This is a genomic window from Planctomycetia bacterium, from assembly GCA_015075745.1.
GTDB lineage: Bacteria > Planctomycetota > Phycisphaerae > UBA1845 > UTPLA1 > UTPLA1.
Map to the genome: position 1 here is coordinate 1,737,228 of JABTTW010000001.1, position 14,288 is coordinate 1,751,515.

General features: G+C 62.9%; 9 protein-coding genes. 5 read left to right on the plus strand and 4 right to left on the minus strand.

The genetic code is table 11. The annotated features are described in order from the left end of the window. Positions 1 to 47 precede the first annotated feature (47 nt). Positions 48 to 3,530: a hypothetical protein gene (locus HS101_06840; GenBank protein MBE7505990.1), complete on the plus strand. Its 3,483-nt coding sequence runs from the start codon at positions 48 to 50 to the stop codon at positions 3,528 to 3,530. Positions 3,531 to 3,582: 52 nt separating this feature from the next. On the opposite strand, the gene HS101_06845 is transcribed toward HS101_06840, so the two are convergent. Then, positions 3,583 to 3,915 carry a hypothetical protein gene (locus HS101_06845; protein ID MBE7505991.1) on the minus strand — a complete coding sequence of 111 codons (333 nt, stop codon included), beginning with the start codon at positions 3,913 to 3,915 and terminating at the stop codon, positions 3,583 to 3,585. 1,983 nt (positions 3,916 to 5,898) lie between these two features. On the opposite strand from HS101_06845, the gene HS101_06850 reads away from it, so the two are divergent. From HS101_06850 to HS101_06860, 3 genes are all read left to right on the plus strand, one after another. Then, on the plus strand, positions 5,899 to 6,837 hold the full coding sequence (locus HS101_06850) for an ABC transporter ATP-binding protein (protein ID MBE7505992.1): 939 nt from the start codon (positions 5,899 to 5,901) through the stop codon (positions 6,835 to 6,837). A 9-nt stretch (positions 6,838 to 6,846) separates the two neighbouring features. Beyond that, the gene (locus HS101_06855) at positions 6,847 to 8,355 is read left to right on the plus strand and encodes a hypothetical protein (GenBank protein ID MBE7505993.1); all 1,509 of its coding nucleotides are present in this window, start codon (positions 6,847 to 6,849) and stop codon (positions 8,353 to 8,355) included. Between the two features lie 166 nt (positions 8,356 to 8,521). After that, positions 8,522 to 10,570, plus strand: a complete 2,049-nt coding sequence (locus HS101_06860; GenBank protein ID MBE7505994.1) for a S9 family peptidase — start codon at positions 8,522 to 8,524, stop codon at positions 10,568 to 10,570. Here HS101_06860 and ruvX read toward each other — a convergent pair. The 3 genes from ruvX to HS101_06875 are packed head-to-tail and all read right to left on the minus strand — an operon-like array spanning position 10,559 to position 12,810. Further along, positions 10,559 to 10,990: a Holliday junction resolvase RuvX gene (gene ruvX / locus HS101_06865; protein MBE7505995.1), complete on the minus strand. Its 432-nt coding sequence runs from the start codon at positions 10,988 to 10,990 to the stop codon at positions 10,559 to 10,561. The genes HS101_06860 and ruvX overlap by 12 nt on opposite strands. An 8-nt stretch (positions 10,991 to 10,998) precedes the next feature. Beyond that, positions 10,999 to 12,072: an NTP transferase domain-containing protein gene (locus HS101_06870; protein ID MBE7505996.1), complete on the minus strand. Its 1,074-nt coding sequence runs from the start codon at positions 12,070 to 12,072 to the stop codon at positions 10,999 to 11,001. Positions 12,073 to 12,120: 48 nt separating this feature from the next. Continuing rightward, on the minus strand, positions 12,121 to 12,810 hold the full coding sequence (locus HS101_06875) for a YkgJ family cysteine cluster protein (protein ID MBE7505997.1): 690 nt from the start codon (positions 12,808 to 12,810) through the stop codon (positions 12,121 to 12,123). A 57-nt stretch (positions 12,811 to 12,867) separates the two neighbouring features. Here HS101_06875 and trpS point away from each other — a divergent pair, with 57 nt between their 5' ends. After that, positions 12,868 to 13,842, plus strand: a complete 975-nt coding sequence (gene trpS / locus HS101_06880; GenBank protein ID MBE7505998.1) for a tryptophan--tRNA ligase — start codon at positions 12,868 to 12,870, stop codon at positions 13,840 to 13,842. Positions 13,843 to 14,288: the final 446 nt, after the last annotated feature.

A 14,288-nucleotide genomic window follows, 5' to 3' on the forward strand; every position in this document is an offset into this window, starting at 1 on the left:
CATTAAGGTGGAAGAACAGGTTTCGTCATCCCACCCGGCCGATTTGCATGAACCCCCTTCCTACTCAATCGCTGCGTTTCGGGCTTGCCGCGGTGATGCTGCTGGCGCTTCCGGTTCGCGCCGAGCTGATCAAGCTCAAGGGCAAGGAAACGATCGCCTGTCGGGTCATCGAAACGACTGATCTTGAGACGAAAGTGATCACCTCGGAATCCGGCGAGCGCCGAGAACTGGTGATCCCAAATCAATCGATCGTCAAACGAATTCACGGTTCCGAGGAAATCGCCAGCATCGAGACAAATCGCAGCGCCGCCAGTCTTTCCGACTGGGCTGCTTCTTACTACCACGCAAGTTTGGAGATGCTGGCGAAACGCTGCATCCGCGGAGCGCTGGCTCTCAAACCACAGATGGGGGCCAAACCTCGCACCAGGGCGGCAGGGGCAGGTCGCAAGGTCGGAGACTTTGTCAGTTTCTGGAACCGCATCGTTCTGCAGGCCAGAGCCGATGCGGCCAAAACCCGGGATGTCGCGGAACACCTGGTTGTCGCCAAATGGGCGAAGGAAGCCGGCCTCAATGAGGACGCCGCTTACTACCTCCGAAAAGCGTGGAGCATGGCTCCGGACTCCGTCGAGGCCGGTCGCCTGGCCGTCGATTGGGGCGTGTCGCTTGAGCGATGGCTGCAGGTAGACCTGACGACCGCGCTCGATCAGCCGCTGCTGAAGGAATCGATTCAGGATGGGCAGGATCAGGTCACTGCCGAGGCGGAGAAGGAGTTCATCGTCATCCCGCTGCGATACGCCCCGACCCTGTTCGCCGGCGAAATGAACAAGTCTTCCTCCACCACCCTGGCTCGCAATTCGCTGAAGGGAAAAAGCGGACGCGGATATTACGGTCTGCGACTTATTACCGCGGAAACGAATCGCCTCAACGTCGACGGCGCCGATCAGAACCCGATCTACGAACGAATGGCCATCAAACCGCGAGAAGGTCGCGATCGAATGATCGAGCTCCGCGATCACCTCGGGCCTCGTGTCTCCACACAAGCCGAGGGAGACGGCCAAAAGTCCAACCGGTCGGCCAAGCAGCCGCGACTTCGGTCTCGTCCAATCGCGAAGGTCGCCACGGGATGGATCGGTCTGGTCCTGGAAGTCCCGCGACAGTCGAACACCTTGAAACTCGAATGGGCCCGCGGCGGCGAAGACTTGCTTGATCTGGCGTTTATCCGGAGATGTCAGTCCTCGTCGCCTGAAGTCGTGCGATCGCCGACGGCAAATGGAGACAGCGCCAACGCCATCGGCGGTTGGGCGAGCAATCAGGGCATCCGATCGGCGCTGACTCACGTAGGCGGCGCCTCGCCTTCGATGGCTGCGCTGGCGATCGAATGGCTGCTTCGTATCCGGCTGGAGTTGGAAGTCCGGACCGGTGATGAGGCGGACGCTGACCTCGAGGATTTCGCGTCCGCGGTCGACGGTGCGATCATCCGTGCCGGGGCGCGGTCTGAGGAACAGGTCCGCGTCTCCGCATGGCGATACTTTTCGACACATGCATCGCGCTCGCGCATGACGCCTTCGGCCCAGGCCATGCGGGAACTTCGTCGCGGACCGGTCGAGCTTCAGCGGAACTGGAACCGCATCGTGCTGTGCGCCCTGGTGGAGGGTCCGTGCGGCATGTGGTGGGAATCGCCGTCGCCGATTCAGCACGTCAAGGCAACCGAGGCGGGCGACGACCGACTGACGGCGGTCCAGATATGTGCCGCGAGTATTTCGGAGGCGCTGCTCGGATCGAACGACGTGCTTGTCTGCGCCGAGGCGATGGACCGCCTGATGGGCCTGCCGACCGCGGCGACCGACTGGCGATTTCTCAAGGAGGCCTCGCTCGCCTCGCAGCGTCTGGCACTGGAGCGCATTCACGACCTGCCGGACCCGGCCTCGCAGAGGCGGCTGATTCAGGCGCTGGTTCTCAGCGCAGCGCCGGAACTTGCCCATGATCTCTCGGAGGCAGCGCGCGAAATCGAGATGCATGCCGGCCAGACGGGCGCGGAGCTCCTTCGGCAATGGGACTCGCTGTCTCAGGCGGAACAGAAAGTCGCATTTCTCAGCTCGCTGGGCGGCCTGAGTCTTGGTAACAGCATTTACGGGCCGCGCTTCAACGACATGATCAGCCAGGCCGTCCGGGAGGACCGCGCAATCCGCGAGGCGGCATGGCGGCTGTGTATCAACCAGCTTCGGTTCCGCAACGAAAACCTGGGAGTCGAATACTTCACGAGCAGGGGCGCTACGAGCAGGGCATCCAACCTGATGGGCCACGGACCGTTTCCGATGCTTCTTGACAACGAGTCGAACGACCCGCTGATTCGAGTCGCGACCGATGCACTGCAGCGCGGTTCTTCTGACGTGAGTTACGCGGCGGCCCGGGCGCTGATTGAGCTCGGCTACGCCGATGAAGTCGTCCGGGCGTTGCTGAGCGATCAGATGGATCCGGAAACGAGAAAGGCCCGGCTTGAGCGCATGCTGGCCGATTCGGAGATCAACCGGACCGACGCGTTTGTCGCGATGATGTCCGGCCTTTTGAAGCCCGGCGCGGCGGATTGCAGTTTGTCGATTCTCAATCATCTCCGCGAGCTGCTCCTGACGATGCCGCCGGAGGAGATGTGGCGGTTCCGCCTGGCGATCAAGGCGGGCGCAGATTTCGAGGCGATGGATGAACTGGGGCAGCGGCTCGACCCGACCGGCGCGAACAGCGTCAATCGGCTGATGCGGCTTACGGGACACTTTACGCAACAGGACGTGCAGCGACTTCGCAAGGCGAGCGGCGCCGCGGCGCGGTCGGAGGCGCTGGCGGAAATCAACCTGCGCGGCGGATGTCGTGTCGATGGCGATTACAAGGCGCTGGCGATCATCTCGACGACCAGCCAGATTCCACTGACTGCTGAAGAGGGATCCTCCGGGAAATCCAGGGCGCTGCGGTGGTCGCACCCTCAGCGGGTGACACTGGTCATGCCGCCGGTTCGACTTCGGTCCGCGGAGTTTGACGATACTTACGAGGTCTATTGGGGCCCCAAGTCGATCGGGCAGGGACGGGTGCTGGAAGTCTCGCTGCCGGTCAGGGCTTCGCGGGCTTATTACCCGCTGCTGCGATCGAATCTGGAGTGGTGGGCGGTTTCCGGGGTAAGTCCGGAGGAGGAGAGCGGGAGCGGACCGCCGGTTTTTGGGCCGCCGAGGTTTCAAAGTCGAAAGGTTTTGAAGACTCAAAGTGCCGGGACAATGACACTTCAGATCGGCGAATATCTCAACCGGGGAATTCGGGACGCCCGCGTGTTTCCGGCGGCCGAACTGGATGACCTGGTTCCGCCATCGTTGTCGATCACGCTTCGGTCGTGCGTTTTCAGCAGCTACGCCGGGACGACGGTGACGATTCAGCCGGGGATGACGCCGGCGAAGGAAGGCGACGTTCCGCAGGTGAAGTCGAATCCCGGGCCGCGCCATCTGTCGAATATCCTGCTCGTCTTGGAGCGGGATATGGGCGAGAACTGAATCCCAATTGGGCCGAACCGAGCCGAATTCCGTGAGCCACCGCGAATACGCGTCATTCGGCGCTGGGGCCCTGGCCGGAGACGGTTCGCTCCTCGACGACGTCCCACTCATTGGCGATGGCGTACTCGATGACGGCCTCGGCCAGGGTGAGCATATCGACACGGGCGGCTGAGCCGCCGAATTTGACCATCGGGGCCGAGACGACGCGGATGAGATGACGTCCAATATCGACGATGTCGTATCTGGGCAACGGATAGTGTCGCATGGCTTGCTCGAGCTGCTCGCACTGCATGGAGCCGGCCGCGGTGAGCCAGATGAAGGCCTGTTCGGTGTCCACTGTCTTCCACCATTTCGCGTCACGCGGTTGGTTTTGTTCCTGAGCCATGACGTTTCCTCCCCCAGGTCGTCCTTTTGATCCTGACCGGCGGCGATCTGGCCGCAGCGGTCGAACTCGTCGGATTCTAGGGAGGGGTTTTGCGGAATATCAACCTCGCTGTAGGTCCGAAATGTGCGTTTGGCTGTGATGTTTCGCGGGCGCCTTGGGATCGCGTGAAAACGTGAGTACCTCGGGCGGGCTGGTGGTCGGTCGGCGAGCGGCGAACCGCTTCGGGGCCCGGCGCGGGAAGCGAGAATATCGAAGGTGACATAAGGTGACACAGGCCTCGCGGAGATGGTGCCAACGCTTGTGGTGGGCGTGGGTTGGGGTGGTTCGCGATTTGGGTGGTTTTCTTGGCGGAAACGTCGAAACGTCGAAACGTCGAAATGGTGCGCGGCGGCGGGGTTGCGCGGGGGCATTCGAGAGGGTCCAGGAAAATGCAGAGGCGGCGGTGCTGATTGCGTCGGCGGTTGGCGTTGAATGCGATTGGGATCCGGATTTTCTGGTACCGCTTGCTGACGCGCGCGGCTCGGATTGGGGGGCCGGCGACGTTTGCGTAAATCCTGCAAAAGCGAAGGTGACATAAGGTGACACAGGCCTCGTGGGGATGGTGCCAACACTTGTGGTGGGCGTGGGTTGGGGTGGTTCGCGATTTGGGTGGTTTTCTTGGCGGAAACGTCGAAAAGTCGAAACGTCGAAACGTCGAAATGGTGAGCGGCGGCGGGGTTGCGCGGGGGCATTCGAGAGGGTCCAGGAGAATGCAGAGGCGGCGGTACTGATTGGGTCGGCGGTTGGTGTTGATTGCGATTGGGAGTCCGGATTTTCTGGTACCGCTTGCTGACGCGCGCGGCTCGGATCGGGGGCGCGGCGTTCGTGGAAGTCTTGCAGAATCGAAGGTGACATAAGGTGACACAGGCCTCGCGGAGATTGTGGCAACGCTTGTGGCGGGCGTGGGTTGGGGTGGTTCGCGATTTGGGTGAAAAATGAGCGACACAGGGCTGGGACATGAGGCCTGGGGCTTGCGGTTTGGAGGATGTGCGATTCGTTCATTGCGTGCATCTTTTTTGAGCGTGTTGGGTTCGAGCTCTATTGGCAAATACTTGCTCGACGTGCGCGCCTTTTTCTTTGGGGGTTGGCGGTTACGCGGAAGATGACGCCGATGGGGATGTCGGGCGCTACGTCGTCACCCACAAGGGGTGACGCTACGGATGGGGGGCGGGCGGCGCTGCGGAACGGGCGCGCGCGGTGCTGCGGATGGGGCGGCGGGCGGTTACGCGGGAGATGACGCCGATGGGGATGTCGAGCGTTACTTCGTCACCCACAAGGGGTGACGCTACGGATGGGGGGCGCGCGGCGCTGTGGATGGAGGGTGTGCGGTTACGCGGAAGAGGATGCCGATGGGGATGTCGGGCGTTCCTTCGTCACCCACAAGGGGTGACGCTACGGATGGGGGGCGCGCGGTGCTGCGGATGGGGCGGCGTGCGGTTACGCGGGAGATGACGCCGATGGGGATGTCGGGCGTTACTTCGTCACCCACAAGGGGTGACGCTACGGATGGGGGGCGCGCGGTGCTGCGGAACGGGCGCGCGCGGTGCTGCGGATGGAGGGTGTGCGGTTACGCGGGAGATGACGCCGATGGGGATGTCGAGCGTTACTTCGTCACCCACAAGGGGTGACGCTACGGATGGGGGGCGCGCGGCGCTGTGGATGGGGTGCGTGCGGCGCTGCGGATGGGGGGCGGGGGTGGTTTTTTCGTGGAGAGCGCGGGCGACGTCGTGGGGAGTGGGTTGGTGCGGCGTCGCCAAACGGCAAGCCGCGGTGGGGGTCGCGCGGACATCGGATCGGCGCGGGGTGGGTTGGTGGGCCGTCGCCAACCCACTTCGCTTCGCTCCATGGGCAAGCCGGCAAGCCGTGGTGGGGGTGCGCGCGGGGGTGGGGATTTCGTATGATGCTGCGGGTGGGGTTGGTGCGGCGCGGGATGGAGAGATTGATTTGACGGTCATTCTGGAAGCGTCGGGCCTTCGGGTGGAATACGGGAAGACCGTTGCGCTGGATGATTTTTCGCTGAGCCTGCGCGGGGGGGACCTGCTGGGGATGATCGGGCCGAACGGAGCGGGGAAGACGACGAGCCTGAAGGCGATCGCGGGTTTGCAGCCGATTGCGGCGGGGCGCGTTCAGGTGATGGGCGAGACGATCGAGCCGGGGAACGTGGGGGCGATCTCGCGGATCGGCTTCGCGCCGGATACGCCGCCGGTCTATGAAGAGATGAACGTGGAAGATTTTCTGCGGTTCATCGGCAAGGCGTACCGGCTTCAGGATGAAGAGATTGAGGAGAGAACGGGCTTCTGGCTGGAGCAGCTTTGGCTGACTGACAAGCGGACTTCGAAGATCAAAGCGCTGTCGCGGGGAATGCGACAGCGGCTGACGGTGGCACGAACGCTTCTGCCGAACCCGACGTTGGCGCTGTTGGATGAGCCGGCGGCTGGGCTGGACCCTGCGGGGCGGGTTCAGTTTCGAAAAATGCTGGGGAGCCTTCGCGATCAGGGGAAGGCGCTGATTGTGAGTTCGCACATTCTCGCGGACCTGCACGAGTACTGCACCCACATCGCGATCATGGAGGGCGGCAAGCTCAAGCAGTTCGGGACAGTCGCGCAGGTGGTGGGCGGGAGCGAGGACAATCGGTGCCTTTACCATGTCACCCTGGCGCGGGTGGAGCCGGACGCCGGGCGGATACTGGCTGAGATTCCTTCGCTGACGCATATCGAGGTTCATGGGCGGGAGATTTCGTTTGAGTTCGAGCACGATGACACGGCCGCGGCGGACCTCCTTGCGCGATTGATGCGCGCGGGGCTGACGGTGGCGAGCTTTAGCCCGACGGATCATGACCTGGAGCAGGCGTATCTTCGGACGGGCATCAAGCAGGTGGATTAGACGATGAGCATGTTTGACGCACCCTTGATCAGAAACCCCCTGGGGTGGGCACAGTTGATGCTGATGGGCGGGTGGAAGCGCCTGTGGGCGGTGGCGGGATTGACGGCGGCGGGGATCATCGTTTGCAGCGTGATGATTTATCGTGCTGTGAACCCCAATCTATCGCCCTTTGCGCAGAGCGCCGTTGGCGTCCTGATGATGATCGAGGCGGTCCTGCTGTTTTTCATTGCCTCGGGACAGATCAAGAAGGCGCTCTTACGCGACTTCACGACGGACATGATTACGTCGCATCGGTTGTCGGCGATGAGCGGGTACACGGCGGTGTTCGGATATGTGACGGGGCCGATCACGCAGATTCTGACGATGAGCGCGGTGATCTGGGTGGCGATGCATGTATTCATCTCGATGGTGACGCCGACGGCGGGCGTCGGGCAAGTGTCGATGCTGGCGATTCCGTCGGTTCTTTACGCGATCATGCTTTGCGCGGCGGCGACGCTCTGGTCGCTGGGGGTGCTCATCGGCCTCTCCACGCGCGGCAAGGCGGGGGTCCTGGGCGTCGTCATCTTTCTGGCGATTTCGAACAACACGTCGATGTTCAAGATCGTGCCCGGCCTGTATGTGCTTTTTCCGCTCACGGAGATTGTGACGAATAATGTAACGTCGGTGGGCAGCATCTCTTTCGACGCGGAAGCGCTGTTGGCATCGGCGCTGATTCAGACGACGCTGACGCTGGTGTTTGTGATTGCGGCGGCGCGGAAGTTTCATCGGGACGACGTGCCGGCTTTTACGCCGACGTTGGCGCACATTCTTCTGGCGATCTGCTCGCTGACGAGCGCGGTGGCGTTCAAATACTGGCGTCCGAGCGTGACGGGAATGATCGTGCCAGTGGAGTTCACAGTCGATCCGGGGAACCAGATGCTGATGACGCTGGCGTCGCTGGCGCTTTTGAGTTTGCTACCGGTGGCGGTGGGGGCGAGCGCGGAGGCGCGTTGGGCGAAGCGGGCGGCGGCGGATGCGCAGTTTGCGCCGCGGCGGCCGGCGGCGTTTTATGCGTCGGCGGCGACGGCGACGGCGGTGGCGCTGGGGATCATGCTGGTGGTGACGGGCAAGGCCTTCCAGGGGCAACTGAAGGAGGCCACGGGGCTTTCGCAGACGGCGGACAGTGCCATGGTGATGGCCCTGGCATTTTTTCTTGCGATGGTGACGATGTCGGGACTTTTTCGGTATTGCTACGGCATCGGGATGGGTGGGCTGACGGTGGGAAGTTTTGCGATCGCCCTGCTGTGGCTGGCGCCGCTCTTGGCCGAGGCGGCGTGGTCGGTGTTGATGGATGTCCATGCGAGCCGGGAGTACTCCGTGCTGTTTACGATTTCTCCGATCGGGACGTGGGCGGCAGTCCTCAAGAATTTGGATGCGCCGGTGATGGCGGGGCTGGGTGTTCAGGGGGTCATCGCGGTGGGTGCATTGATGCTTGCACAGCGGGTTCGTCGGCGACGGCGCATCGCATCGACGACGTGAGCGGCTCGTTGCCGGGTTTTTTGACGCATTGCGCCATCCTGCGTAGAATCGCCTCGTAAGATACGCACAACAACTTCGTTATATTAAAAGTGGATATCGCGCCACGCGGCACTTCGAACGGGCAGTGCGGCGCCCGATCAAACCTGGAGTTCAGAAGGGACACATGATGACACGCTTCGACACGATCAAGGGGCTTTCTTTTCTCGCCATTGGTATGACGGGCTGCAGCCAGTCGGGGACGATGGGGACCGCGGCAGCGCCGAAGGACATGCAGAGCACGCCGCTGATTGCGCGGGATGTCTTCTTCGGGAACCCGGATCGGGCGGGGACGCAGATCAGCCCGGACGGGACGCGGATTGCGTTTCTGGCGGAGTCGGATGGCGTGATGAACGTGTGGGTGGCGCCGCTGAGCAATCCGAACGATGCGCGGGTGGTGACCGAGGACAAGGTTCGGGGCATCCGGTCTTATCAATGGGCGTACGACAACGATCACATTCTTTATGTTCAGGACAAGGGCGGCGACGAGAACTGGCACGTCTATGCGACGAACTTGCGGACGAATCAGACGCGGGACCTGACGCCGTTGGACGGGGTGCAAGCGCGGATTCAGGAGAAGAGCGACGAATACCCCGGCGAGCTTCTGGTGGCGATCAACGATCGCAACAAGCAGCTACACGACATTTACCGGGTGAACATCGCCAGCGGGGACCGGAAGCTGGTGATGCAGAACGACGGATATGTGGGATTTGTAACCGACAACCAGTTCGGCGTTCGGTATGCCATGCGGATGACACCGGACGGCGGCATGGAGGTGTTCAAGCCGGCGGGCGGGGACTGGACGCTTTCCGAGAAGATTCCGGCGGAGGACGCCCTAACGACGCAGCCGGTCGGTTTCGACAAGAGCGGCAAGACGCTGTACCAGGTGGACAGCCGCGGGCGCGACACGGCCGGACTGTTCGCGATCAATGTCGAGAGCAACGAGAAGAAGCTCCTCGCCGAGGACCCGAAGGCGGATGCGAGCGGGACGCTGGTCGATCCGAAGACTCACGCCGTGCAGGCGGTGGCGTTTACCTACGAGCGACAGCACTGGACGATCCTGGACGCGGCCATCAAGGCGGACATGGACTATCTCGCCAGCGTGGCTGACGGCGAGATCAACGTCTCCAGCCGATCGCAGGATGACAAGCACTGGATCGTCGCGTATGTCATGGACAACGGCCCGGTGAGTTACTACCACTACGATCGGCCGGCGAAGAAGGCGAAGTTCCTCTTTACCAACCGCAAGAAGCTCGAAGGTCTGCCGCTGGCGAAGATGCACCCGGTGGTGATCAAGTCGCGCGACGGCATGGACCTGGTGAGTTATCTTTCGATTCCGGCGTGGGCCGACAAGAAGGCGAACGGACATCCGGAGAAGCCGCTGCCCTTGGTGCTGAATGTGCACGGGGGCCCGTGGGCGCGGGATGACTGGGGGCTTGATCCCGAGCATCAGTGGTTGACGAATCGCGGCTATGCGGTGCTCAGCGTGAACTACCGCGGTTCGACGGGGCTGGGCAAGAAGTTCATCAATGCCGCGAACCTGGAGTGGGCGGGCACGATGCACAACGATCTGCTCGACGCGGTCGAGTGGGCCGTTAATGAGAAGATCGCCGATCCGGCGAAGGTGGCGATCTATGGCGGCAGCTACGGCGGGTATGCGACGCTGGTCGGTTTGACCTTCACGCCGGATACCTTCTGCTGCGGCGTGGATATCGTCGGGCCGTCGAATCTGATCACGCTGCTCAACTCGATTCCGCCGTATTGGAAGCCGATGCTGGACATGTTCACCACCCGGGTCGGAGACCATCGGACCGAGGAAGGCAAGAAGCTGCTCATGGAGCGGTCGCCTTTGAACAAGGTTGAGAATATCACGAAGCCGCTGCTGATCGCCCAGGGGGCGAACGACCCGCGCGTGAAGCAGGCGGAGGCGGATCAGATTGTGGCGGCGATGCAGCAGAAGAATATCCCGGTGACGTATGTATTGTTCCCGGATGAGGGGCACGGCTTCGCGCGACCGGAGAATCGGACGGCCTTCTACGCGGTCGTCGAGGAGTTTCTGGCGAAGCAGCTTGGCGGTCGGTTCCAGCCGATCGGCGATGACTTTGACGGTTCGTCGATCACGGTGCCGGAAGGTGCGGAGCAATTGCCGGGGCTGAGCAAGGCGATCTCAAAGAGCTGAGTCGGCGTCGAGGAAGGCCTGGAGGATCTTCTGGGCGGCGATGCGGTCGGTGAGGCCCTTGCGGCCGCGCTGCGGAATCTCCGCCTGATCGAGGACTTCATCGGCGGCGAAGGAGCTGAGCCGTTCGTCGAAGAGGCGGACGGGCTTGTCTGAGAGGCGGGCGAGTTCGGCGGCGAAGCGGCGCGTCAGGGCGGTCTGGTCGCTTTCGGTTCCGTCCATGCTGAGCGGGAGGCCGACGACGAACTCGGCGGCGTTTTCACTCGCGGCCAGATCGGCGACTGCGCGGGCATCGCGGGTGACGTCGTTGCGACCGTTAAGGGTTGCGAGCGGCGCGGCGATTTTCGTTTCGCGGTCGCCGACGGCGATGCCGATGCGGCGGGTGCCGTAGTCGATGCCGAGAATGCGAATGGCGCTTGGCATGATGCGGGTCAGAGGTATTCGTTCTTGCCCAAGCCCTCGAGTCGGGCCACGAGGGACTTTATTTCCTGCACCTGATCGCGTCGGCAGACGAGGGTGGCGTTTTTGCTGTGAACGACCACAAGGTCATCCGCGCCGACGACGGCGATGAGGTGGTCTTCCTCGCTGACGATGATGTTGCCCTTGCCATCGATGACGAGGTGCTCGGTGGCGGCGGTTGTGTTGGCAGACGCATCGGCGCCCATGACGGCGGGGAGGGCCGTCCAGTTGCCGACGTCGAGCCACTCGAGCGACATTTCCACGGTTAATACCTTGGCGGCTTTTTCCATGACGGCGTGGTCGATGCTGATGCGCGGGAGTGCGGCGTACAGCGCGTGGGCGGTGTCGGAAGTGAGACCGGCGACGCCGCCTTGGGCGAGCTGTGCGGCGGCGCTCGCCGTCGCGGGCAGGTGCAGACGAAGCTGGTCGAGGATGGCCGCGGTGCGCCATACGAACATGCCGCTGTTCCAGAAGTACTCGCCGGAATCGACATATTGTCGCGCGGTGGCGGCGTCGGGCTTTTCCTTGAAGGCGGTGACTTCGTAGACGCCATCGGCGGCGGGGCGGCCGCGCCGGACGTAGCCGAGGCCGGTGTTCGGCTCGGTGGGTTTGACGCCGAAGGTGATGAGGGCGTCGGCGTAGCGCTCGGCGGCGTCGTAGCCGCGGCGGACGATGTCGACGAAGCGATCGGCCGGGCGAATGACGTGGTCGGCGGTGAAGACGCCCATGATGGTCTCGGGCTGACGGGCGTGGAGCATCGCGGCCGAGAGGGCGATGGCGGCGGCGGTGTCTCGGCCGAGCGGCTCGCCGATGAGGTTCTCGGGCGGGAGCATCGGCAGTTCTTCGGCGATGGCGGGCAGATGATCTTTGAGCGTGATGACGTGGATGTCGCGGGGATCGAGCAGGCCGGTGAGGCGCTCGACGGCGCGATAGATGAGGCTGCGGCCGTCGATGATGCGAAGGAGCTGCTTGGGTCGGTCCCTGCGCGAGAGGGGCCAGAGGCGCGTGCCTGATCCGCCGGCCATGATGACGGCTTTTCGTTCCATGCGAGGGACATGATAACCGGTGGCGCGGCGGGCGGGGCATCGGCTCGATCATCCATAGTGAAGTGTTGCCATGATGGCTTCGGCGGAGGTGAAGCGACCCCAGTCGCGGTTGCCGCCGAGACGGCGGGAGATTTGGCGGAGCCGGTCCTTGAGGTCTTCGGCGCGGACGTAGTCGGAGAGGGAGAGGCCGTCGTAGAGTTGGCATAGGCTGCGGAAGACGATGGCGGCGTCTGACTTGACGGCGTAGGCGTCGACGGGGAAGCCGTAGGCGCGGCAGAGCATGGGGCGGGCGTCGTAGACGGTGCAGAGATCGTCGGCCAGGAGCGGGCAGGCGGGGCCGAGATCGCGGTTGAGGCGGGAGATGCGGGCCGAGAAGGACGGCTCTTCCCGCTGACCGGGAATGTCGGACGGTGAGACATTGTCCGCGAAGAGTCGGGCTTGTTCGACGATCAGGGCATGGGCGGTGCGCTGGGCGGGGATTTTCGATTTCGCAGGGAGCGCTTCGACGGCGGCGGACCAGGCGACGGCCTCGGCGAGGGTGACTCCGAAGAAGGCGCCGCGTTTGCAGCAATGGCTGCATCCGGCCTTGCAGAGGTGGGGGTTGGCGGGGTCGGACTTGTAGGCGGCGGATCGCTGGTTGAATTCGGCGTACAGGCCGTGCAGATCGGCGAGGGCCGAGTCGGCATCGTGGAGTTCGATACCGAGGCCGGCGATGTGAATGTGGACGGGGGCGTGCATGAACCGCTATTGTATCGGCTGATCAACGGTTCACCGGCAAAACAGGCAAGACGACCCATGCGACTACTCTCCGGCGTACAACCATCCGGTAAGCTGCACCTCGGCAATTACTTCGGGGCGATGCGGCAGCACATCGAGAATCAGGAGAAGCACGAGTGCTTCATCTTCATCGCCAACTATCACGCGCTGACGACGATACAGGATGCGAAGGTGCTGGCGGACTACACGCGTGACGTGGCAATCGACTATCTGGCGCTGGGATTTGATCCGAGCAAGGCGCTCTTATTTCGGCAGAGCGATGTTCCGGAGGTGTGCGAGTTGTCGTGGATTCTGTCGACGGTGACGGGCAAGGGGCTGCTGGAACGGGCGGTGAGCTATAAGGACAAGGTGGCCAAGGGGCTGACAGCGAGCATGGGGCTGTTTTCGTATCCGATCCTTCAGGCGGCGGACATTCTCATTTATCGCAGCCATGCCGTTCCGGTGGGCAAGGACCAGGTGCAGCATATTGAGATGACGGCGGACATGGCGGGGTATTTTCACAATACGTTCAATTGTGAAGTGTTTGTCCTGCCGAAGCCCATGTTGAACGAGGCGGCGATCGTGCCGGGGGTGGACGGCGAGAAGATGAGCAAGAGCTACGGCAACACGATCGAGATCTTCGAGGAGCCGGGCCCGGCGAAGAAGAAGATCATGGGCCTAAAGACGGACAGCACGCCGGTGGCCGATCCGAAGGACCCGGAGACGTGCAATGTGTTTGCGCTGCTGAAGTTGTTTGCGAGCAAGGAGGAGACGGCGGAGTGGGGCGCCAGGTACCGCGCCGGGGGCATGGGCTATGGCGATGTGAAGAAGCGGCTGGCGGAGCTTTACGAGGAGCGGTTCGGCCCGGCGCGGGAGCGGCGGAAGGCGCTGGTCGCGGACCCTGCCTATGTCGAAGGCGTCTTGGCGGAGGGCGGTCGGAAGGCCCGGACGGTGGCGATCGAGGTCATGGACGCAGTTCGGGCGGCCTGTGGGATCGTCTGTGCCCGAAAGTAGTCACCCCCGATTTGCGGCGACCCTTTTTTATTTTCGGTATTGACCGTTTTTGACGGCCCAACGATTTACTCCGGCCTCTCCCGGTTCGTTACAATGCGATTGAGCCCTGCGGGATCTTGTGCCGTACCCAATGCAGCGGGCAGCGGGATTTTTGTTCCCGACATTGTTCGCGATTTTCGGGGCCCAGGGTCTTCAAGTAGAGAACAACTGAGAGAGATTCGGGAATGCGGCCGAAATCCGTCTACCTGATTGGGAGTCTCGTCCTTGTTGCCTGGGCGGATGCTGCGCGCAGCGCGGACGTCATCCTGAGCCGGGCGGGAGAGGATTGGAAATACAAGGACGACGGCAGCAATCTGGGAACGATCTGGCGTTCGCCCTTTTTCAACGACAGCGACTGGGCTATCGGCACAGCGCAACTCGGTTACGGCGACGGGGACGAGGAGACG